Genomic DNA, 20,417 nt, shown 5'->3' with positions numbered 1-20,417 from the left:
GCCCCCGCCGGCCTCACGGCAGGACGCTCGCGCCGGCCTGCGCCACGATCTGCTGCAACGCGGCGACGTGGCCGTCGAAGGCGCGACGCCCGTCCCGGCTCAGCTGGACCGACGTGCGCGGGCGCTTGCCGACGAAGCTCTTGCGCACCTCGACGTAGCCGGCCTGCTCCAGCGTGGCGAGCTGCTTCGACAGCGCCGAGTCGGACAGGCCCAACTGCTCGCGCAGGTAGCGGAACTCTGCCCACTCGGTGGCGGCCAGGAGGCTGACCAGGGAGAGCCGGGTCGGGGCGTGGATCAGCTCGTCGAACCGGGCCGTGCTCACCGGCCGCCGCCGACCGGTCGGGCGGTCATCACCGCGCGAAGGTACCGCATCAGTGGCTGACCGGTGGCGGTCATCGCCCCGGCCGTGGTCGCCGCGCCGACGGTGGCCGGCCAGCCCAGCCCCGCCGACTCGGCCGTGAACCCGGTGACGAGGCCGAGGGCCACCAGGCAGAGCACGTAGCCGGCGATGGCCGCCACGCCGCGTACGCCGAGCAGGCGGTTGCGGACCTGGGCCCGGTGCCGCAGCGCGACCCGGAGCACGACGGCGGTCAGGCCCAGCGCGTACGCGATCGAGCCGACGGTGACCAGCCACGGCCGCTCGCTCTCGACGGCGGCGGTGAAGGCCACCATCAGGGCGCCGACGGCGGGCCAGTACCAGGCGGGGACGAGGGTCGCGGTGACCGCCTGGTCGCGGCGCGTCTGGATCTCGGCGAGCGCGTGGGCTGCCGCGGCGGGGGAGATGGTCGGCTCCATGGCTTCTCCTTGACGAGGAGGCTACTACTTGCCTGCCAGGAAAGTGAACCACTCGCTTTCCTGGTAGGCAAGTACTTTCCAATGCCGGAAAAGCCGCTGCCACGGTCGCCCGGCGCCGGACTAGGCTGACGACCATGACGGGCAGGCTGGCATCGGTGAACCTCGGCATCGTGACCGAGGCGGAGTGGGCGGGCGACGCGAGCGGTCGCAGCGGCATCGACAAGCGGCCGGCGGAGGGTTCCGTGCTGCTGCGCGCCGAGGGGGTCGCCGGGGACTTTATCGCCGAGCGGGCCCACCACGGCGGCCCGGACCAGGCGGTCTACGCGTACGCCGAGGAGGACGCCGGCTGGTGGGGCGCCGAGCTGGGCCGCACGATCCGGCCGGGTGGGTTCGGCGAGAACCTGACCACGTACGCGATCGACGTGACCGGCGCCGTGATCGGTGAGCAGTGGGCGATCGGCTCGGCGCTGCTCCAGGTCACCAAGCCCCGTACGCCGTGCACCACGTTCGCCGGTTTCTGGGGGATGCCCGACCTGATCAAGCGGTTCACCGTCCGGGCGCTGCCCGGGGCGTACCTGCGGGTGCTGCGGGAGGGCGAGGTCGGGGCGGGCGACCCGGTCGAGGTGGTGGACCGCCCCGGGCACGGGGTGACCATCGGCGAGGTGTTCCGGGCGCTGCACCTGGAACCGGAGCTGCTGCCCGGGCTGCTCGACGTGGCGGACCTGCCGGAACCGGTCCGGGAGAAGATCCGCCGCCGGGTCGCCGGCCGGAGCTGAACCCCCTCCCGCCGGTGGCCGCCCGTGCGGCGGCGGGCAGCGAGCGCGGGTATCGCGTGCCGGATCGCTGGGACGCGACCAGCCGGGCGGAACATCGGGCGGAAACGACGGACGGGCCCGTCCCGCAGGGGGAGGGGCCCGTCCGTCGTCGGCTCAGCGCAGCCAGGGGATGCTGCGGTCCAGCAGGCCGCGCTCCTTGAGCTCCTTGCGCAGCGGGATCTCGTCGTCGACGTACCCGTCCCAGTTGATGCCCCAGTAGTTGGCGGTGTGGGTGCCCTCACCGAGCAGCTGGCGCTGCACCGGCGTGCGGTTGCGGTACCACTCGCCGTTCTTGTCGGGGTGCAGCTCGTCCAGCGGGCGGATCCACCGGTAGGTGTAGCCGACGAAGAGCATCTTGCGGGTGATGGTCGACAGGTTGGTCGACCGGGAGTGCCACTGGCGGCGGTCGAAGATGAACGCGTCGCCCGGGTTGGCGGTGATCTCCAGCGTGCCCTCCGGGTCGGGGTTGTGCACGCTCAGGTCCGCCGGCCGGGGCAGCGAGTTCTTCACGTGGCTGCCCGGGATGACCTTGGTGGCGCCGCGACCGGTCTCCGAGAGGTCGGAGAGCACGTACGCCACCTTCAGCGAGAACATCGGCCGGGGCAGGTTCGGGTCCATCGTCTCCGGGTCGGAGTTCTGCCGGTACCCGTCCTGGTGCCAGCCCCAGTACGGCTTCTCCGGCTCCAGCGCCGGCGGGGTGACGTCCAGGTGGTTGTGGTGGGTGTAGATGTTCCAGCCGGCCAGACCCCACATGTACGGGAACGTGATCGGGTGGGTCAGCAACTGGCCGAAGAGCTCGTCGCGCTCCAGGAAACCCAGCAGGTGCAGGGTGCCGTCCTTGGTGGTGTTGCCCTTGGCCTTCTCCTCGGCGTAGACGCGGTCCACCGCCGCCTCCAGCGCCGCCCGGTGGTCCTCCGTCAGGACGTTGCGCAGCAGGAGGAAGCCCTGCTCGTGGAACTCCTTGCGGTCGATGTCGCTGATCGGTTCGTAGCCGGTCCGGTCGCCGTAGTCGAACACCGCGTCGTACCCCTCCCCATGAGGTGAAACCACTTCTGGCACAGGCCGCCGATCGTAACGCGCCCACCCCGCCGCGCGGCACCGCCCGAACGGGGTGAAGAGCGCCCACCGGACGGTGCGAAGCGGCGTGGCTACCCAGTGTCAGGGCGTGGGTGCAGGACGCGGCTTATCGCGGGGAATGCCGGATTGTGCGGTGACCGTCGGTAGGGAGATCGGGATCGTTCACGCGTCGGCGAAGACCTCGGCGAGCACGCGGTCGCCGGTGGCCGGAGCATCGGTCACCCGGTTCCAGGTGCCGTCCTGGGCCGTCCACTCCAGGTCGCCGAAGCGGACCCGCTTCACCCCGTTGTCCTGGGCGTGGGACACCAGCCAGTGCGCGTACCGCCAGCCCCGGCGCTGGTCGGCGGCGGGGACCGTCAGGCCGGTCAGGCCGGTCAGGCCCGCCGCGGTGGCCGTGGCCATGCCCCAGTCCAGCGTCAGGCCGCGGGTCAGGGCGCTCGCCGCCGCCTCGCCGCGCAGGACCGGGTTCCGGCCGACCGCGCAGGCGACCGCGCCGGTGGCGTGCCCGAGCAGGGCCCGGGTGAGCACCTCGGACTCGTCGGCCCACTTCTGGTACGCCTCCGGGAAGGCGGAGCGCTGCACCTTCTGGGCCGCGTCGGTGACCCGCATCCCCTCCCAGCCGCGGACCTTCTTCAACGCCGCGTAGAACCGGTTGGCCGCGTACCGAGGGTCCCGGATCTGGGTCGGGGTGCCCCAACCCTGGCTGGGCCGCTGCTGGAACAGCCCCACCGAGTCGCGGTCGCCGCCGGCCAGGTTGCGCAGGCCCGACTCCTGGTACGCGGTGGCGAGTGCCACCACGACGGCCCGCTCGGGCATCTCACGCTGGATGCCGATCGCCGCGATGGTGGCCGCGTTGGCCATCTGGTCGGGGTCCAGGGCCACCCGGCCGTCCGCCTGGACCGTGCACGTCCGACTCGCCGAGGGCAGGCGCAACCGCTCCCCGAACTGCCGGACGACGATCCAGATGCCGACCACGGCGACGAGGACGAGAACGATGCCGCCTGCCACGACTGCCCGAGTTCGCACCCACACCCCCTGATCGACAGTCCGACAAGCGTACGTCCCCCGTGACACCGTCCGGGTCGTCCGACCGGTTCTCCCGGTCCACCGGGCGTGGCACCGGCCGCCGGACGGACGCGTCCGGTGCCCGGACGGTCAGGGATGTTCCCGTTCCGCGCGGCCCCTCACCCGGTCCGGGTGACCGACCCGTGCCCCCGACGCCCGCCGGCACGACCGCCCCGACCACCGGCACCCGGCTGCGGTGACCGCCCCGATCATCCCGGCTGTGGGTTGACCGACCCGACTACCCGGCACTCTCAGCGGAACCACCGCCCAGAGCGGCCACCCATCGAGTCGATCGTTTTTCCCGGAACGCCAGGACGCCCTCGCGCCCCTCCTCAGAGAGGAAGTAGCCGGTGGAGATGGTTGCCAGCCCGGAGATCTCGGTCCGCAGGTCGGTCGCGGTCGGCCGGCGCAGCAGCTGCTTCGCCCCGGCCAGCGCGCCCGGCGCGCCCCGGACCAGCGAGTCGCAGTACCTCGCCACGGCGGCGTCCAGCCCGTCGGCCGGCACCGCCGCGGTGACCAGCCCGACCTCGGCGGCCCGCCGGCCGTCGAAGGTGTCCCCGGTCAGGTAGAGCTCGGCCGCCGCCCGCGGGTGCAGCCGGGGCAGCACGGTCGCGGAGATCACCGCCGGGATCACCCCGATCCGCACCTCGGTGAACGCGAACGTCGCCTCCTCGGCGCAGACCGCCAGGTCCGCCGCCGCGATCAGGCCCAGCCCGCCGGCGCGGGCCGGCCCGGCGACCCGGGCCACCACCGGCTTCGGGCACTCCCAGACCGCCGCGAGCACGTCACCGAGCATCCCGGCCGGCACGGTCCCGCTGGCGTACGCGGCGGCGGTCTCCTTCAGGTCCGCCCCGGCGCAGAAGACCGGGCCGGTGTGGTCCAGCACGACCACCCGTACGGCGTCGTCGGCGACCGCCGCGGCCAGGCCGGCCAGCAGCTCGGTCATCAGCGGGGTGGAGAGCGCGTTGCGGTTGTGCGGGCTGTTCAGGGTGAGCGTGGTCACCCCACGGGCCGTGGAGACCCGCACGAGCGCGTCGGGAGAGGTCATGCCGGGCACACTAGTGGCCATGCCCGGCGTCCTTCCAGAAGGCGAATCCGTCCCCGTCGACGGGTCGCTCCCCAGCACCGCCACCGCCGCGGTCGGCGCGCGCGGGTTCGGGGTGTACGTGCACGTGCCGTTCTGCGCCAGCCGCTGCGGCTACTGCGACTTCAACACGTACACCGCGGCCGAGCTCGGCGGCGGGGCGAGCCGGGAGGGCTACGCCGACACCGTGCTGGCCGAGCTGGCGCTCGCCGGCCGGGTGCTCGGCGACACCCCGCCGCCGCGGGTGGACACGGTCTTCGTCGGCGGCGGCACCCCGACCCTGCTCCCCGCCGACGACCTGGCCCGGATCCTGGACGGGATCGACCGCACCTGGGGGCTGGCCGCCGACGCGGAGGTGACCACCGAGGCCAACCCGGAGTCCGTCACACCGGAGTCTCTGAAGACGCTGCGCGCGGCCGGCTACACCCGGATCTCGCTGGGCATGCAGTCCGCCGCGCCCGGGGTGCTGGCGATCCTCGACCGCCGGCACAGCGCCGGCCGCGCCGTCGCCGCCGCCCTGGAGGCCCGCGACGCCGGGTTCGACCACGTCAACCTGGACCTGATCTACGGCACCCCGGGGGAGAGCGCGGAGGACTTCGCCGCCTCGCTCGACCAGGTGGTGGCCGCCGGCGTCGACCACGTCAGCGCGTACGCCCTGATCGTGGAGGACGGCACCCGGCTGGCGGCGCGGATGCGGCGCGGCGAGCTGCCGTACCCCTCCGACGACGTCGCGGCGGACCGCTACCTGGCCGCGGAGGCCGCCCTCGGCGCGGCCGGTTTCTCCTGGTACGAGGTCTCCAACTGGGCCCGGACGCCGGCCGCCCGGTGCCGGCACAACCTGCTCTACTGGGCCGGCGCCGACTGGTGGGGCCTCGGTCCGGGGGCGCACAGCCACGTCGGCGGGGTGCGCTGGTGGAACGTCAAGCACCCCACGACATACGCGAAGCGCCTCGCCGCCGGTGAGTCGCCCGGTCTGGCCCGGGAGGTGCTCACCGTCGACGAGGCGCACATGGAGGACGTGATGCTCCGGCTGCGGCTCGCCTCCGGGCTGCCGCTGGCGGCGCTGGACGACGCGGGCCGGGCCGGCGCCGAGCGGGCCCTGGCCGACGGGCTGCTGGCCGGCCCCGAGTACGCGGCCGGCCGCGCCGTGCTCACCCTGCGCGGCCGGCTCCTCGCCGACGCCGTCGTGCGTGACCTGCTGCCCTGAGCGGGATGACCCGGCCGGCCGGGGGAGCGGCCGGTCGGGTCAGCGCTTCACGAACGCGTAGGTCATCGGGTAGCGGTACAGCACACCCTCGTTGGCCTTGACGCCGCCGATGATGCCGAAGATCAGCGGCACGATCCAGACGAGCATCGGGACGAAGAACAGCAGGCCGCAGGTGACCAGGGTGAGCACCCAGCTCAGCACGCCGACGATCGCCCAGGTGAGCTGGAAGTTCAGCGCCGCGACCGCGTGCGCCCGGACGGTCGGCGACTGCTGCCCCCGGACCATCATCGCGACCAGCGGTGCGACCCAACCGAACAGGCCACCGCCGACGATCACCCCGAGCGGGCCGCCGAAGTGCGCGATCAGCGCCCAGGTGCGGTCGTCGTTGTTGGCGTAGCCGCCGGCCGGCGGGCCGTAGGCGCCACCGGTCGGGTAGCCGGCGCCCGCCGGGGGGTAGCCGGGGCCCGGCGGGGGATAGCCGGCGCCGGGCGCGGCGTAGCCACCCGGCGGGGGGTAGCCGCCCGACGGCGGCTGGGCGCCGGCGGGCGGGGGATAGCCGCCGGGCGGGGGGTAGCCGCCCGGGGCCGGTGCCCCGGACAGTGGGGCGGTGGGTTCGTCCGAGCCGGGCGGGCCGGGAACTGCCGACGTGGCGTCCGGGTCCGGCGACCACGCGCCGGGGTCCCCCGCTCCGGGAGGACGAGGTGGTTCAGTCATGGACGTCACGGTAGGGGCAGCCGGCAAGGGCGCACCAGAGCGACACCGACCGGGATGTCCGGATGATCGGCCCTGCCGGAGGGGATCCGGACCGGCCAGGGACGTGGGCGTCACCGCTGACCGGTCTTTGATCATCGCGTCGGTGGGTCCGCCGACGTAGACTGGCACTCGCTACAGTCGAGTGCCAGGACGCCCCCGGGCCATCGTGCGCCGGGGGCCGACGTGCGACAGGAGGTGGGCAGGATGGGTCTCGACGACCGCAAGCTCGCCGTGCTCCGCGCGATCGTCGAGGACTACGTCGCCACCCAGGAGCCCGTCGGCAGCAAGGCGCTCGTCGAGCGGCACCAGCTCGGGGTCTCCCCGGCGACCGTCCGCAACGACATGGCCGTGCTGGAGGAGGAGGGCTACATCCGGCAGCCGCACACCAGTGCCGGCCGGGTGCCCACCGACCGCGGCTACCGGCTCTTCGTCGACCGGCTCTCCCGGGTCAAGCCGCTCAGCCCGGCCGAGCGCCGGGCCATCGAGCGCTTCCTGGTCGGCGCGGTCGACCTGGACGATGTGGTGCACCGCACCGTCCGGCTGCTGGCGCAGCTGACCCGGCAGGTCGCCGTGGTGCAGTACCCGAGCCTGGCCCGCTCCTCGGTGCGCCACCTGGAGCTGGTGCCGATCTCCACCACCCGGCTGATGCTGGTCATGATCGCCGACACCGGCCGGGTCGAGCAGCGGCTGGTGGAACTGCCCAAGCCGGTCCCCGCGGCGGACGTCACCGACCTGCGCCGGCTGGTCAACGAGAAGCTCGTCGGAAGCCGGCTGTCGGAGACCCCGCCGCTGGTGCAGGCGCTGGTCGAGGAGTCCGCGCCGCACCTGCGCGGCGCCATGACCACGCTCTCCACCGTGCTGCTGGAGACGCTGGTCGAGCGGCACGAGGAGCGGATCGCGCTGGCCGGCACGGCCAACCTCACGCGGGGCGGGCTGCTCGACTTCCAGGGCTCGCTGCGTCCCATCCTTGAGGCGCTCGAGGAGGAGGTCGTGCTGCTCAAGCTCATCGGCGAGACGGAGCCGAGCACGACGCGGGTGCTGATCGGCGACGAGAACGAGATCGACAACCTCCGCGCCGCCTCGGTGGTCAGCACCGGCTACGGCCCGGGCGCCACCATCGTCGGCGGCCTGGGCGTGCTGGGCCCCACCCGGATGGACTACCCCGGCACCATCGCCACGGTGAGGGCCGTGGCACGCTACGTGGGCGAGCTGCTGGCCCAGAACTGACCAGTCAGGGCCGACGGCCGGCTCCGGCCGACGACCGGCGCAACGCGAGACGAACATGAGGACACGGAACGCAGTGGCCAGGGACTACTACGGCATTCTCGGTGTGAGTCGGGAAGCCTCCGATGACGAGATCAAGCGTGCCTACCGCAAGCTGGCGCGGCAGTTCCACCCGGACGTGAATCCGGACCCGGAGGCTCAGGAGAAGTTCAAGGACATCAACGCCGCGTACGAGGTCCTCTCGGACGACCGGAAGCGGCAGATCGTCGACCTGGGCGGCGACCCGCTCGCCCCGGGTGGCGGCGGTGCCGGCGGTCCGGGAGGGCCCGGTGGGGCCGGGCCGTTCGTCGGCTTCCAGGACATCATGGACGCGTTCTTCGGCGGCGCCGCCGGTGGCGCCCGCGGTCCGCGTCCGCGCACCCGGCCCGGGGCCGACGCGATCCTCCGCCTGGAACTGGACCTGCACGAGACGGCGTTCGGCGTCGAGGCGCCGATCACGGTCGACACCGCCGTGCTCTGCACCACCTGCTCCGGCGCCGGCACGGCGGCCGGCACCCACCTGGCCACCTGCGAGGCGTGCGGCGGCCGGGGCGAGGTGCAGTCGGTGCAGCGCACCTTCCTCGGCCAGGTGGTCTCCGCCCGGCCCTGCACCGTCTGCCAGGGCTACGGCACCACCATCCCGCACCCTTGCCCCACCTGCGCTGGCGACGGCCGGGTGCGCACCCGCCGGTCGCTGACCGTCAAGATCCCCGCAGGCGTCGAGGACGGCATGCGGATCCGGCTGGCCCAGCAGGGCGAGGTGGGACCCGGTGGCGGCACTGCCGGCGACCTCTACGTGGAGATCCACGAGCGGCCGCACGACGTGTACTCCCGCAAGGGCGACGACCTGCACTGCCGGGTCACCGTGCCGATGACCGCCGCCGCGCTCGGCACCCGGCTGACCATCAAGACGCTGGACAGCGAGGAAGCGGTCGACGTCAAGGCCGGCACCCAGCCGGGCAGCACGCTGCGGCTGCGCGCCCGGGGCGTGCCGCACCTGCGCGGCACCGGCCGGGGTGACCTCTACGTCCACCTCGACGTGCGTACGCCCACCAAGCTCGACGCCGACCAGGAGCGGATGCTCCGCGACTTCGCCAAGACCCGGGGCGAGGAGGTCGCCGAGCTGTCCAAGCAGGGCGGCTTCTTCTCCCGGATGCGCGACGCCTTCAACGGTCACGCCTGACCCGCCCGACCGGCGGCCCGCACCCGACCTCCCGCCTGACGGCCCCGGCGACCGTCGGGGCCGTTAGCCTGTTGATCGTGTCCGCGCCACTGTTCCTCGTCGAGTCCCTGCCCACCGGCGACTCGCTGACCCTCGACGGTCCCGAGGGGCACCACGCCGCCACCGTGCAACGGCTGCGCGTCGGCGAGGAGCTGCTGCTCGCCGACGGGCGGGGCGGCACGGCCGCCGCGGTGGTCACCGCCGTCGGCCGGGGCACCCTCGACCTCGCGGTCACCTCCCGGGGGTACGTCGACGCGCCCGTCCCCCGGCTGGTGGTGGTGCAGGGCATCGCGAAGGGTGATCGCGGTGAGCTGGCCGTGCAGTCGATGACCGAGGTCGGCGTGGACGAGATCGTGCCCTGGGCGGCCGCCCGCTCGGTGACCCAGTGGCGCGGCGACCGGGGCGCACGGGCGCGGGAGAAGTGGGTGGCGACCGCGCGGGAGGCGGCCAAGCAGGCCCGCCGGGCCTGGCTGCCGGTGGTGGCCGGGGCGCCGGACGAGTCGACCACCCGGGTGGCCCGCCGGATCGCCGGGGCCGCCGCCGCGTTCGTGCTGCACGAGGAGGCGCAGGAGCGGCTGAGCGCCGCCGAGCTGCCCGGCGCGGGCGAGATCGTGCTGGTCGTCGGCCCGGAGGGCGGCATCGCCGAGAGCGAGCTGGACGCCTTCGCCGAGGCCGGCGCCCAACCGGTTCGCCTCGGCCCGTCCGTGCTGCGTACCTCCACCGCGGGCGTGGCCGCGCTGTCGTTGCTCTCCGCCCGCCTCCACCGCTGGTAGCCCCCCACCCCCACACCCCAGCTCTCGTCGATCATGGAGTTGTGGCGGGCAAGCTATACCTTTTGCCCCTTTTGTCAGGCCCCACAACTGCATGATCGACCCGACCGAGGGGCGGGGAAGGGAGAGCCTCGTTGGCTGTTCGGGCGGTCAGGTGCGTAGGTAGGAGGCGCCGTTGAGGTCGACGATGGTGCCGGAGGCCCACTCCGCCTGCGGGCTGGCCAGCCAGTGGACGGCGGCGGCGATCTCCTCGGGGCGGGCCACCCGGCCGAACGGGCTCTGCGCCCGCACCGCCTCCCCGCGCGGCGACTTCAGGTGCTCGTTGGTCATGTCGGTCTCCACGAACCCCGGCGCCACCGTGGCCACGGCGATCCCGTACGGCGCCAGCGCCACCGCCAGCGACTGCCCCAGCGCGTTGAGCCCCGCCTTGCTCGCCCCGTACGCCGGGTTGGCCGGCTCGCCCCGGAAGGCGCCCCGGGAGGAGACGTTGACGATCCGCCCACCGCGCCCGCGCATGTGCTGCGCGGCGCACCACGACGCGTTCGCCGCGCCGAACAGGTTGGTGTCGAGGACCTCCCGCCAACGCTGCCGCCACTGCTCGTAGGAGCTCTCGAAGACCGGGTGCGGCGGGTCGGCCGGTCCGAACACCCCGGCGTTGTTGACCAGCACGTCCAGCCCGCCGAGCAGGGCGGCTGCCTCGTCCACCATGGTGCGCACGGCGTCCGGGTCGGCCAGGTCGGCGCGGACCACCACGTGGCTCTCGCCGGGCAGTTCGGCGCGGAGCCGCTCGGCCAGCTCCGCCGAGTCGCGGTGGTGGATCGCCACCCGGTCGCCGCCCGCCGCGAACGCCGTCGCCACCGCCCGTCCGATGCCGCGTGAGGCCCCGGTCACCAGTACCGCCCGTGAAGTCACGTCGGCCATCATGCCCGAGTCGCCCGGCCTGCCGGCGGGTGCCCGGCTCTGGCGCTTAGCATGCCCCGATGGGAACCGACTGCCTGTTCTGCCGCGTTGTCGCCGGGGAGATCCCGGCCACCGTCGTTCGCGAGACCGCGAGCACCCTCGCCTTCCGCGACATCGACCCGAAGGCACCCGTGCACGTGCTGGTGATCACGAAGGAGCACTACGCCGACGTGGCGACCCTCGCCCAGGACGACCCGGCGCTGGCTGGCGAGCTGCTCGCCACGGCCGCCGCCGTGGCCGAGGACGAGGGGCTGCTCGGCGACGGCTTCCGGCTGATGTTCAACACCGGGGTGTACGGCGGTCAGGAGGTCTTCCACGTGCATGCGCACCTGCTCGGCGGGGCGCCGCTCGGCCCGATGCTGGCCCGGAACCTCGCGTGACGGCGGTGCACGACCGGCTGGCCCGGATGGTGCGCCAGGTCCAGGCGCAGGCCCGCGTGCCGGCCGTCTCGGCGGCCCTGCACCGGGCCGACCGTCCGCTGTTCAGCTGCACCGTCGGCGGCACCGGCAACGACACCGAGCTGGGCGCGGGGACCCGGTTCCGGATCGGGTCGGTCACCAAAACCTTCACCGCCGTGCTGACCCTCCAGTGCCGCGACGACGGCCTGCTCGACCTGGACGACCCGCTGGGCCGCCACCTCGACCTGCCCGCCCACGGCGAGCTGACCGTGCGCCGGCTGCTGTCGCACACCGCCGGCCTGCAACGGGAACCGCACGGCGACGTCTGGGACACGCTGCGCGCGCCGGACGCCGACGAGCTGGTCGCGGAGCTGGCGCGGGCCGAGCGGGTGCTGCCCCCGGGGCGCCGCTACCACTACTCCAATCTGGGCATGGCGCTGCTCGGCCGGCTGGTCGGCGAGCTGCGCGGCGGCACCTGGGCGGAGGTGCTCGCCGAGCGGGTGCTCGCCCCGCTGGGACTGGCCGACACCTCCGTCGTCGGGGGGCCGCACGCCGCGACCGGCTTCCTGGTCGACGCGTACTCGGACGAGGCGCACCCCGAGCAGCCCACCGACTTCGGCGCGGTCGGGCCCGCCGCGCAGCTGTGGAGCACCGCCACGGACATGGCCCGCTGGGCGGCCTTCCTCGCCGACCCGGCGGCGCTCGACCCGACCGCCGCGGTGCTCGCGCCCGCCACGCTGGACGAGATGCGCTGGCCGGCGACGGTGACCGACGAGACCCTCTGGGCCGGCGGTTTCGGGCTCGGGCTGATCCTGGTCCCGCAGGGCGGGCGGGTCGTGCACGTCGGGCACGACGGCGCGATGCCCGGTTTCCTGGCCGCCGTCTACGGCCGGCGCGGTGGTGACGGCACCCCCGGGGCGATGGGCGCCGCGGTGCTCGGCTCCTCCGGCACGGCCGCCGAGCTCTTCGACCTGCCGCACCGGCTGCTGGCCGCCGCGGTCGAGCACGACCCCGCCGACGTCACGCCGTGGCGGCCGGGCCCGCCCGCCCCCGAGGACGTACGCGGGCTGCTCGGCCGCTGGTGGGGCGAGGGCTTCGAGTACGTCTTCTCCTGGCACGACGGGGCGCTGCGGGCGCGGGGCGCCGACGACCCGGCGGGGAAGCCGCCGGCGGTCTTCGCGCCGCTGCCGGAGCGGCCCGACGTGTTCCGCACGGTCTCCGGTCGGGAGGTGGGGGAGCTGCTCCGACTGACCCGGGACGAGCGGGGCACGGTGGTGCGCATGCACTGGGCCACCTACCGGTTCACCCGGGCCCAGCAGACCTTCGACCGGTACGACTTCCGCGCGGGCTCCTGACCCGGGTGGAACCGCCGCGCGACCGGTGACCGGGCCCGACGTCCCGCCCCGTGGCGCCGCGAACCCGTCGTGGCGGCCGGTCCGCCTGGGCGGAGCCGCTCCGGGCGCCCGGGCCGATCCGCCGGGGCGGAGGCGCTCCGGGCGCCCGGCACCCGGGAGCCCACCGGCGCCGGTCGATGCGGTCCGGTTCCGGGGCGGTTTGGCCTGCTGCGCGGAGCGGGCGGTCCGTCCCGATGTGCGACCTGTCGCCCGGGCCGCGTGCGCCGTCCCTCGGCCGGGGAAATGGGCGAGGTGCCGGCGCTGTTGAGCGGATACGATGGAGGCAACGTCCGCACGCCGCGCCAGCAGGCCCGGCGCCGAGATCGAGAGCAGGTGCGCAGGGCCCTTCGGCCCGACCTATGACCAGCACCCCACCTCCCGGCCCGCCCCGGGTGCAGACCAGGATCACCGTTCCCGATTCCAAGATCATGGTCAACCTGCTCGGCGCGGGTGACGAGATCCTGCGACTGGTCGAGCGCTCGGTCGACAGCGACGTGCACGTCCGGGGCAACGAGATCACGATCACCGGCGCCCCGGCCGACAACGCCCTCGCCGAGCGACTCTTCAGCGAGCTTCTCGAACTCATCGAGAAAGGCGAGACCCTGACCACTGACGCCGTCCGGCGTACCGTCGGCATGCTCGAGCAGGGCGGCGCCGAGCGGCCCGCCGAGGTCCTGACGCTCAACATCCTCTCCCGGCGCGGCCGCACCATCCGTCCCAAGACGCTGGGGCAGAAGCGCTACGTCGACGCGATCGACTCGCACACCATCGTCTTCGGCATCGGCCCCGCCGGCACCGGCAAGACCTACCTCGCCATGGCGAAGGCGGTCCAGGCCCTGCAGGCCAAGCAGGTCAACCGGATCATCCTCACCCGGCCGGCGGTCGAGGCGGGGGAGCGGCTGGGCTTCCTGCCGGGCACCCTCAACGAGAAGATCGACCCCTACCTGCGCCCGCTCTACGACGCGCTGCACGACATGCTCGACCCGGACTCCATCCCCAAGCTGATGGCGGCGGGCACGATCGAGGTCGCGCCGCTGGCGTACATGCGGGGGCGTACGCTCAACGACGCGTTCATCATCCTCGACGAGGCGCAGAACACGACGCCCGAGCAGATGAAGATGTTCCTCACCCGGCTCGGCTTCAGTTCCAAGATCGTCGTCACGGGTGACGTCACCCAGGTGGACCTTCCCGGCGGGACCACCAGCGGTCTGCGGGTGGTCCGGGAGATCCTGGAGAACGTCGAGGACGTGCACTTCGCGCAGCTCTCCAGCTCCGACGTGGTCCGCCACCGGCTGGTCGGGGAGATCGTCGACGCGTACGCCCGCTGGGACGCCGAGCGGGAGAGCCAGCAGGCGCAGGGCGTGCACGCCGTGCCGGGGCGACCCGCCCAGGGCGGCCGGGCCGGCCGGCGCCGCTAAGACAGAGGAAGACAGTTGTCCATCGAGATCGCCAACGAGTCCGGTGTCGACGTCGACACCGACGCCGTGCTCGCCGTCGCCCGGCACGCCCTCGACGAGATGGGGGTCAACCCCCTCGCCGAGCTCTCCGTGCTGCTGGTCGACATCGACTACATGACCGAGCTCAACCACCGGTGGATGGGCGGCGACGGCCCGACCGACGTGCTCGCCTTCCCCATGGACGAGGGCAGCGTCGACCACGGCCCGGGCGAGACGACCGCCGCCGGGGGCGAGCCGGCGCTGCTCGGCGACATCGTGCTCTGCCCGGAGGTCGCGGCCAAGCAGGCGGCCACCGCCGGTCACGCCCCCGCCGACGAGCTGCACCTGCTCACCGTGCACGGCGTGCTGCACCTGCTCGGCTACGACCACGCCGAGCCGGAGGAGGAGCGGGAGATGTTCGCGCTCCAGGCCCGACTGCTGGCAAGCTGGCGGTCGACCCGGTCGCGGTGATGACCACCCCGCTCCTGGCGGCCGCCGCCACCGGCCTGCCCGATCTGCAACTGCTGGTCTCCGCGGCCGGCCTGGTGGTGCTCGCCGGCCTGATCGCGATGACCGAGGCGGCGCTCGCCGCGGTCTCGCCCGCCCGGGCCGCCGAACTCGCCCGGGACGGGGCGCGTGGCGCGCGTACCCTTCAGGCCGTCGCCGGCGACGTGGTCCGCCACCTCAACCTGCTGCTCCTGCTCCGGCTGCTCGCCGAGCTGACCGCGACCACCCTGGTGGCGCTGGTCGCGGTGGACACCTTCGGCGCGGGCTGGCGCGCGGCGCTGGTCACCGCCGGCGCGATGACCGTGATCAGTTTCGTGGTGGTCGGGGTCGGTCCACGCACGATCGGCCGCCAGCACGCGTACGCGGTCGGCCGGGCGGTCGCGCCGCTGGTCCGTTGGCTGGGCCGGGCGCTCAACCCCCTGGCGTCGCTGCTGATCCTGATCGGCAACGCGGTCACCCCGGGGCGTGGCTTCCGGGAGGGGCCGTTCGCCACCCAGGTGGAGCTGCGCGAGCTGGTCGACCTGGCCGAGCAGCGCGGTGTGGTGGAGCACGGCGAACGGCAGATGATCCACTCGGTCTTCGCGCTCGGCGACACCATCGCCCGCGAGGTGATGGTGCCGCGTACCGAGATGGTGTGGATCGAGGAGCGCAAGACGCTCGCGCAGGCGCTGGTGCTCTTCCTGCGCTCCGGCTTCTCCCGCATCCCGGTGATCGGCGAGAGCGTCGACGACGTGCTCGGCGTGCTCTACCTCAAGGACCTCATCCGGCGCACCCAGGGCGGCGCCCCGGAGGACAGCCAGCTCCCGGTCGCCGAGCTGATGCGCCCGGCCACCTTCGTGCCGGAGTCCAAGCCGGTCGACGACCTGCTCTCCGAGATGCAGGCCGCCCGCAACCACCTGGTCATCGTCGTCGACGAGTACGGCGGCACCGGCGGGCTGGTCACCATCGAGGACATCCTGGAGGAGATCGTCGGTGAGATCACCGACGAGTACGATGTCGAGCGCCCGCCGGTCGAGCACCTCGACGACGGGGCCGTACGGGTCACCGCGCGGCTTCCGGTGGAGGACCTGGGCGAGCTGTTCGACACCGAACTTCCCACCGACGAGGTGGAGACGGTCGGCGGGCTGCTCGCGCAGTCCCTGGGCCGGGTCCCGATCCCGGGGGCGGCGGTCGAGGTCTCCGGCCTCCAGTTGATCGCCGAGGGCACCACCGGCCGACGTAACCGCATCGACACCGTCCTGGTGCACCGGGCCGAGTCGACCGACACGCACGACGGCCCGGGCCGCGGCGACCACGCCGAGCCCCGGGGCGACACCAACCGATCCGAGGAGAGGCAACCCGCCGATGCCTGAGTCACCCGCCGTGCCGGCCGCCCGGCCCACCCCGTCCGACCCGGTCGAGTTGAGCGCCGAGGACGGCAAGCTGGTCGTGCTGGCCCGGGGTGCCCGCGGCCGGGTGGGTGCCGTGGAGGGCGCGGCGGTCCGTGACTCCGACGGCCGGACGTACGCGGCGGCCAGCGTCTCGCTGCCCTCGTTGACGATCACCGCGCTCCAGCTGGCGGTCGCCTCGGCCGTGGCGGCCGGCGCGACCCGGCTGGAGGCCGCCGTGGTGGTGACCGAGGCGTCGACGCTGGACGGCGCCGGGCACGCCGCCGTGCGGGACCTCGCCGCCGACGCGCCGATCCACGTGGCCGCGCCGAACGGCACGGTCCTGGGCACGGTGACCGCGTGAGCGGGCGGCTCGTCGGAGACTGCGGCGTGGCGCCTCGCGCCGCTGCCGCTCAGAGCGGGGCGGCGGCGTGAGCGACGTGGAGAAGCGCCCCTACCGGGCCGGTTTCGCCTGTTTCGTCGGCCGGCCGAACGCCGGCAAGTCGACGCTGACCAACGCGATCGTCGGGCAGAAGATCGCGATCACCTCGAACAAGCCGCAGACCACCCGGCACGTCATCCGGGCCGTCCTGCACCGCCCCGACTCGCAGCTGGTCCTGGTCGACACTCCGGGCCTGCACCGCCCCCGCACGCTGCTCGGCGAACGCCTCAACGACCTGGTCCGGTCCACCTGGAGCGAGGTCGACGTGATCGGCCTCTGCATCCCGGCGAACGAGCCGGTCGGGCGCGGCGACCGGTTCATCACCGGCGAACTGGCCGAGCTGAAGGCGACCGTCCTGGCGGTGGTGACCAAGACCGACCTGGTCGACAAGAGGCGGCTGGCCGAGCAGCTGCTCGCGGTCAGCCAGATGGGCGAGTTCGCCGACGTGGTGCCGGTCAGCGCGGTCTCCGGTCACCAGCTGGACACGCTGGTCGACGTGATGACCGGCTACCTGCCGCCGTCGCCGCAGCTCTATCCCGACGACATGCTCACCGACGACCCGGAGCAGGTGATGGTCGCCGAGCTGATCCGGGAGGCCGCCCTGGAGGGGGTCCGCGACGAGCTGCCGCACTCGATCGCGGTGGTCGTCGAGGAGATGATTCCCGAGGGCCAGCTCATGAAGATCTACGCCGACGTGTACGTCGAGCGGCCCAGCCAGAAGGCGATCGTGATCGGGCACCGGGCCGGCCGGCTCAAGGAGGTCGGCACCAACGCCCGCCGGCAGATCGAGGAGCTGCTCGGCACCCGGGTCTACCTGGACCTGCACGTCCGGGTGGCCAAGGACTGGCAGCGCGACCCGAAGCAGCTCCGCAAGCTCGGCTTCTGACCGACGCCCGGGCCGGGGCCAGCCGCCCCGGCCCGTAGGGCGCCTGCCGCCCGCGGCCTGCCGCTCGCAGCCCGGCCTGGGGCCCGCAGTGCGGCCAGGGCGGTCCGGCCGTCCCAGCCCTGTCCCGCCGCGCCCGGCCCCGTCAGGGCCTGGTGCCGGGAGCATGATCGGTATCGGTCGGGCATATGGGAATTTTCACGTTCGGGCGGGGTGCCGGTTGTTTGGGGCGGCCGGGCCGGAGGGTAGGGGAAGCTCGTCCCCGCGCCCCCGGAGATAGATGCAGGCTGATGCGAAACCGATACCTTGACCTGCTCCGCTTTCTGGCCATCGTTCGAGTCGTCGTCTACCACGTCACCGGATGGGCCACCCTGACGCTCGTCTTTCCGGCGATGTCGGTGATGTTCGCGCTCGCCGGATCGTTGATGGCCGCCTCGCTCCAGCGGTGGGGGCCCCGGGCGGTCGTCCGCCGGCTGCGTCGCCTGCTTCCCTCGCTCTGGGTGCTCGCCGCGGTCTTCGTACCCGCGATGCTGCTCAGCGGGATGTCGCTCAGCCCCCGGGTGCTGCTGTGGCTCTTCCCGATCGCCGACCCGCCGGCGAACGACTGGGGTGCGCTCGCGCTGAGCGTGATCTGGTACCTGCGCGACTACCTGTGGTTCGTGCTCGCCTCACCGATCGCCCTCTGGCTGTTCCGGCGCGCCCCGGTGCCCACGCTGCTCACCCCGTACGCCCTGCTGGCGGCGGTGGAACTGGGCCTGTGGCCGACGGCGCCGGTGGTGCTGTGGGAGTTCGGGCTCTACTTCGGGGCCTGGCTGCTCGGCTTCGCCCACCAGGCCGGCATGCTCCGCCGGCTCGCCGGCCGGGTGCTGGTGCCGACCGCGCTCGTGCTGGCCACGGTGGGCGGCGCCTGGATCGTCACGCACCCCGGCCCCCGCGGCTGGGACCTCAACGACAATCACCTCGGCAACGCGCTCTGGTCGGCCGCGTTCGTCCTCGTCCTGCTCGGCCGGGGGCCGGCCGCCGCCGCGTGGGTCGACCGTAACGCCCTGTTCAGCCGGGTGGTCACCGGGTTCAACCGGCGGGCGCTCACCGTCTACCTGTGGCACATGCCGTTCGTGGTGGCGCTGACCCCGCTGGTCGACGTGGTGGGCTGGTCGCACCAGGACCCGCTCGGCCTGGCTATCCGGGTGGCGCTGGTCTTCGCGCTCGTCGGGGTGGTGACCGTGCTGGTCGGCTGGGTGGAGGACGTGGCGGCCGGGCGACCGCCGGAGCTGATCCCCGGCGGCTCGCGCACCCGACCCGCCCGTGCCCGCGCGGTGGCCGACATCGCGCCCACCAGCCCGGCGCCCGCCGGCCCGGCCATCCCTGGAACGCTCTCCTGGGCGCGGGGAGCGGACCCGGTCCGGACCGCCGCCGACGGCTCGACGCGGGCCCGCCCGTTCGACTGGGCTCCGCCGGCCACCGGTCGGGCCGCCGTGCCGGCCGCCCGCACCGCCCGGGAGCCGGCGACCGTGGAGATCAGCGCTGGGTGACCGTCAGGTCGCCGCTGTCGGCGGCGACGTCGATCACCAGCGAGGCGGTGGGGTCGTCGGCGATGCCCAGTTTGGTGTCACCCGCGCCCGTGCTGGAACGGACCCGGTAGCGGCCGGCCGGCACGACCAGCTGGACGTTGCCGCTGGAGGCGTGCGCCCGGGCCGAGGCCGGCTTCGTCAGCTCGACGGTGACGTTGCCGGAGCTCGCCTCGGCGTCCACCTCGCCGCCGAGGCGGCGGGCGGTGATGTCGCCGGAGGAGGCCCGCAGGGTGACCGGGGCGGCGACGTCGTCCACCTCGATGTTGCCGGAGCCGGTCTCGGCGCGGACCGGACCGCTGGCGCCGACCACCCGGATGTTGCCGGAGCCGAGCCGCAGCTCCACCGGGCCGACCTTGCCCAGCTCCACGTCCCCCGAGCCGGTCTCGCCCTGGACGCCGACCCCCGCCGGGGCGGTGACCTCGTAGGAGACGCTGCACCGGTCACCGCACTCGGTGTCGAGCACCAGCTCGGTGCCCTTGATCTCGTACTTCGCGTCGGGCTGGCCGTCCTGGTAGCGCACCACCCGCTTGATCCGTACCTCGTTCGGGGTGCCGGTGGCACGCACGACGACGTCCCCGGCCCCGGGAAGCACCCGGATGGTGGTGATCTTCACCGCCTCGGTGTTGTCGTAGTCGAGCCGCCGGAAGGAGAGGTTGTCGCACCCGGCGAGGACGATCAGCGTGGCGGTCGCGGCGAGCGCGGCGGTGGTCCGGTGCAGAGCCATGGGAGCACGCTATGGCGCGGGGCGGGTGCTGCACATCGGGGTTCGTGCGTCTGCGGACCCCGAACCGACCCTGATTTCGCACCCCGAGGGAGAATGGCCGGATGGCCGGGTACCGCCGACAGCTCTACCGCGACGACGCGGTGGTCCTGCGCGTGCAGAAGCTCGGCGAGTCCGACCGGATCATCACCCTGCTGACCCGGCGGCACGGCCGGCTCCGGGCGGTGGCCCGGGGGATTCGCCGCACCACCAGCAAGTTCGGCGCCCGGCTGGAGCCGTTCGGCCACGTCGACCTCCAGCTCGCCGGTGACCCGAAGGGCAACCACGGCAGCTCGCTGCACACCGTCAGCCAGGTCGAGGGGATCGACCTGTACGGCAAGCGGTTCCTCGGCGACTATCCGCGCTACACGGCGGCCAGCGCGATCGCCGAGACCGCCGAGCGGCTCACCCCGGTGGAGCGGGAGCCCTCGCTGCGGCTGTTCCAGCTCACCCTCGGCGCGCTCCGGGCCCTGGCGCAGGGCGAGCACGCCACCACGCTGGTGCTCGACGCGTACCTGCTGCGGGGGATGGCGCAGGCCGGCTGGGCGCCGGCGCTGACCGCCTGCGCCGTCTGCGGCACGCCGGGGCGGCACCGGGCGTTCTCCGTGCCGGCCGGGGGCGCGGTCTGCCCGGACTGCCGGCCTCCCG

The 20,417-nt window shown here is 73.8% G+C and carries 22 protein-coding genes; 14 read left to right on the top strand and 8 right to left on the bottom strand.

Annotation, left to right across the window (positions count from 1 at the left end; all coding sequences use genetic code 11):
* Window positions 1-13 precede the first annotated feature (13 nt).
* Window positions 14-322, bottom strand: a complete 309-nt coding sequence (locus tag NCC78_RS08435; protein WP_250793085.1) for a winged helix-turn-helix domain-containing protein — start codon at window positions 320-322, stop codon at window positions 14-16.
* Window positions 319-795 carry a hypothetical protein gene (locus NCC78_RS08430; RefSeq protein ID WP_250793083.1) on the bottom strand — a complete coding sequence of 159 codons (477 nt, stop codon included), beginning with the start codon at window positions 793-795 and terminating at the stop codon, window positions 319-321. The genes NCC78_RS08435 and NCC78_RS08430 overlap by 4 nt, the downstream gene beginning before the upstream one ends.
* 134 nt (window positions 796-929) lie before the next feature.
* Here NCC78_RS08430 and NCC78_RS08425 point away from each other — a divergent pair, with 134 nt between their 5' ends.
* Complete coding sequence (locus NCC78_RS08425) at window positions 930-1,571, top strand: MOSC domain-containing protein (protein WP_250793081.1); 642 nt, start codon at window positions 930-932, stop codon at window positions 1,569-1,571.
* A 153-nt stretch (window positions 1,572-1,724) separates the two neighbouring features.
* Here the strand turns inward: NCC78_RS08425 and NCC78_RS08420 are convergent, their stop codons facing one another.
* The 3 genes from NCC78_RS08420 to NCC78_RS08410 all read right to left on the bottom strand — a co-directional run bounded on the left by NCC78_RS08420 (window position 1,725) and on the right by NCC78_RS08410 (window position 4,800).
* Window positions 1,725-2,669: a phytanoyl-CoA dioxygenase family protein gene (locus tag NCC78_RS08420; protein WP_250793079.1), complete on the bottom strand. Its 945-nt coding sequence runs from the start codon at window positions 2,667-2,669 to the stop codon at window positions 1,725-1,727.
* 180 nt (window positions 2,670-2,849) lie between these two features.
* On the bottom strand, window positions 2,850-3,719 hold the full coding sequence (locus NCC78_RS08415; RefSeq protein ID WP_250793078.1) for a hypothetical protein: 870 nt from the start codon (window positions 3,717-3,719) through the stop codon (window positions 2,850-2,852).
* A gap of 271 nt (window positions 3,720-3,990) precedes the next feature.
* The gene (locus NCC78_RS08410; protein ID WP_250793113.1) at window positions 3,991-4,800 is read right to left on the bottom strand and encodes an enoyl-CoA hydratase-related protein; all 810 of its coding nucleotides are present in this window, start codon (window positions 4,798-4,800) and stop codon (window positions 3,991-3,993) included.
* Window positions 4,801-4,819: 19 nt separating this feature from the next.
* Here NCC78_RS08410 and hemW point away from each other — a divergent pair, with 19 nt between their 5' ends.
* A complete protein-coding gene (gene hemW, locus NCC78_RS08405) occupies window positions 4,820-6,043 on the top strand; it encodes a radical SAM family heme chaperone HemW (RefSeq protein ID WP_250793076.1) in 1,224 nt (407 codons plus the stop codon).
* Between the two features lie 39 nt (window positions 6,044-6,082).
* On the opposite strand, the gene NCC78_RS08400 is transcribed toward hemW, so the two are convergent.
* Entirely contained in the window at window positions 6,083-6,757 is a 675-nt protein-coding gene (locus tag NCC78_RS08400) for a DUF4870 domain-containing protein (protein ID WP_250793075.1), read from the bottom strand.
* 243 nt (window positions 6,758-7,000) lie between these two features.
* Here NCC78_RS08400 and hrcA point away from each other — a divergent pair, with 243 nt between their 5' ends.
* From hrcA to NCC78_RS08385, 3 genes are all read left to right on the top strand, one after another.
* Window positions 7,001-8,023, top strand: coding sequence for a heat-inducible transcriptional repressor HrcA (gene hrcA, locus NCC78_RS08395; protein WP_250793074.1), 1,023 nt, complete (start codon window positions 7,001-7,003; stop codon window positions 8,021-8,023).
* 73 nt (window positions 8,024-8,096) lie between these two features.
* A complete protein-coding gene (gene dnaJ, locus NCC78_RS08390) occupies window positions 8,097-9,242 on the top strand; it encodes a molecular chaperone DnaJ (protein ID WP_250793111.1) in 1,146 nt (381 codons plus the stop codon).
* Between the two features lie 77 nt (window positions 9,243-9,319).
* The gene (locus NCC78_RS08385) at window positions 9,320-10,054 is read left to right on the top strand and encodes a 16S rRNA (uracil(1498)-N(3))-methyltransferase (RefSeq protein ID WP_250793073.1); all 735 of its coding nucleotides are present in this window, start codon (window positions 9,320-9,322) and stop codon (window positions 10,052-10,054) included.
* A 147-nt stretch (window positions 10,055-10,201) separates the two neighbouring features.
* Here the strand turns inward: NCC78_RS08385 and NCC78_RS08380 are convergent, their stop codons facing one another.
* The gene (locus NCC78_RS08380; RefSeq protein ID WP_308220876.1) at window positions 10,202-10,963 is read right to left on the bottom strand and encodes an SDR family NAD(P)-dependent oxidoreductase; all 762 of its coding nucleotides are present in this window, start codon (window positions 10,961-10,963) and stop codon (window positions 10,202-10,204) included.
* Between the two features lie 68 nt (window positions 10,964-11,031).
* On the opposite strand from NCC78_RS08380, the gene NCC78_RS08375 reads away from it, so the two are divergent.
* From NCC78_RS08375 to NCC78_RS08340, 8 genes are all read left to right on the top strand, one after another.
* Window positions 11,032-11,391 (top strand): histidine triad nucleotide-binding protein, encoded by a 360-nt coding sequence (locus NCC78_RS08375; RefSeq protein WP_250793072.1) that lies wholly within the window; start codon window positions 11,032-11,034, stop codon window positions 11,389-11,391.
* Complete coding sequence (locus NCC78_RS08370; RefSeq protein WP_250793071.1) at window positions 11,388-12,764, top strand: serine hydrolase domain-containing protein; 1,377 nt, start codon at window positions 11,388-11,390, stop codon at window positions 12,762-12,764. Before NCC78_RS08375 ends, NCC78_RS08370 begins: the two co-directional genes overlap by 4 nt.
* Window positions 12,765-13,162: 398 nt before the next feature.
* Window positions 13,163-14,221, top strand: coding sequence for a PhoH family protein (locus tag NCC78_RS08365; protein WP_250793070.1), 1,059 nt, complete (start codon window positions 13,163-13,165; stop codon window positions 14,219-14,221).
* Between the two features lie 15 nt (window positions 14,222-14,236).
* On the top strand, window positions 14,237-14,710 hold the full coding sequence (gene ybeY / locus NCC78_RS08360) for an rRNA maturation RNase YbeY (RefSeq protein ID WP_250793068.1): 474 nt from the start codon (window positions 14,237-14,239) through the stop codon (window positions 14,708-14,710).
* Window positions 14,686-16,098 (top strand): hemolysin family protein, encoded by a 1,413-nt coding sequence (locus tag NCC78_RS08355; RefSeq protein ID WP_250793107.1) that lies wholly within the window; start codon window positions 14,686-14,688, stop codon window positions 16,096-16,098. The genes ybeY and NCC78_RS08355 overlap by 25 nt, the downstream gene beginning before the upstream one ends.
* A complete protein-coding gene (locus tag NCC78_RS08350) occupies window positions 16,091-16,477 on the top strand; it encodes a cytidine deaminase-like protein (RefSeq protein ID WP_250793061.1) in 387 nt (128 codons plus the stop codon). The genes NCC78_RS08355 and NCC78_RS08350 overlap by 8 nt, the downstream gene beginning before the upstream one ends.
* Window positions 16,478-16,544: 67 nt before the next feature.
* Window positions 16,545-17,441 (top strand): GTPase Era, encoded by an 897-nt coding sequence (gene era / locus NCC78_RS08345; protein WP_250793060.1) that lies wholly within the window; start codon window positions 16,545-16,547, stop codon window positions 17,439-17,441.
* Window positions 17,442-17,728: 287 nt separating this feature from the next.
* Window positions 17,729-18,970, top strand: coding sequence for an acyltransferase family protein (locus tag NCC78_RS08340; protein WP_250793058.1), 1,242 nt, complete (start codon window positions 17,729-17,731; stop codon window positions 18,968-18,970).
* Here the strand turns inward: NCC78_RS08340 and NCC78_RS08335 are convergent.
* The gene (locus NCC78_RS08335) at window positions 18,957-19,733 is read right to left on the bottom strand and encodes a DUF4097 family beta strand repeat-containing protein (RefSeq protein ID WP_250793056.1); all 777 of its coding nucleotides are present in this window, start codon (window positions 19,731-19,733) and stop codon (window positions 18,957-18,959) included. The two genes, NCC78_RS08340 and NCC78_RS08335, sit on opposite strands and share 14 nt — an antisense overlap.
* A 101-nt stretch (window positions 19,734-19,834) precedes the next feature.
* On the opposite strand from NCC78_RS08335, the gene recO reads away from it, so the two are divergent.
* Window positions 19,835-20,417: DNA repair protein RecO (recO, locus tag NCC78_RS08330; RefSeq protein WP_250793054.1), on the top strand; the 583-nt coding region annotated here is incomplete at its 3' end.

The sequence above is a fragment of the Micromonospora phytophila genome (assembly GCF_023656545.1).
Classification (GTDB): domain Bacteria; phylum Actinomycetota; class Actinomycetes; order Mycobacteriales; family Micromonosporaceae; genus Micromonospora; species Micromonospora phytophila.
The sequence above is the reverse complement of the archived record's forward strand: the minus strand, read 5'-3'. Positions and strand labels throughout refer to the sequence as shown.

Excerpts from the sequence above, each read along its gene's own strand:
- hrcA (WP_250793074.1), top strand. The coding sequence starts at position 7,001 with ATGGGTCTCGACGACCGCAAGCTCGCCGTGCTCCGCGCGATCGTCGAG.
- NCC78_RS08335 (WP_250793056.1), bottom strand. The coding sequence starts at position 19,733 with ATGGCTCTGCACCGGACCACCGCCGCGCTCGCCGCGACCGCCACGCTG.
- hemW (WP_250793076.1), top strand. The coding sequence starts at position 4,820 with ATGCCCGGCGTCCTTCCAGAAGGCGAATCCGTCCCCGTCGACGGGTCG.
- NCC78_RS08375 (WP_250793072.1), top strand. The coding sequence starts at position 11,032 with ATGGGAACCGACTGCCTGTTCTGCCGCGTTGTCGCCGGGGAGATCCCG.
- NCC78_RS08430 (WP_250793083.1), bottom strand. The coding sequence starts at position 795 with ATGGAGCCGACCATCTCCCCCGCCGCGGCAGCCCACGCGCTCGCCGAG.
- NCC78_RS08340 (WP_250793058.1), top strand. The coding sequence starts at position 17,729 with ATGCGAAACCGATACCTTGACCTGCTCCGCTTTCTGGCCATCGTTCGA.
- NCC78_RS08425 (WP_250793081.1), top strand. The coding sequence starts at position 930 with ATGACGGGCAGGCTGGCATCGGTGAACCTCGGCATCGTGACCGAGGCG.
- NCC78_RS08365 (WP_250793070.1), top strand. The coding sequence starts at position 13,163 with ATGACCAGCACCCCACCTCCCGGCCCGCCCCGGGTGCAGACCAGGATC.
- NCC78_RS08410 (WP_250793113.1), bottom strand. The coding sequence starts at position 4,800 with ATGACCTCTCCCGACGCGCTCGTGCGGGTCTCCACGGCCCGTGGGGTG.
- NCC78_RS08350 (WP_250793061.1), top strand. The coding sequence starts at position 16,091 with ATGCCTGAGTCACCCGCCGTGCCGGCCGCCCGGCCCACCCCGTCCGAC.
- NCC78_RS08400 (WP_250793075.1), bottom strand. The coding sequence starts at position 6,757 with ATGACTGAACCACCTCGTCCTCCCGGAGCGGGGGACCCCGGCGCGTGG.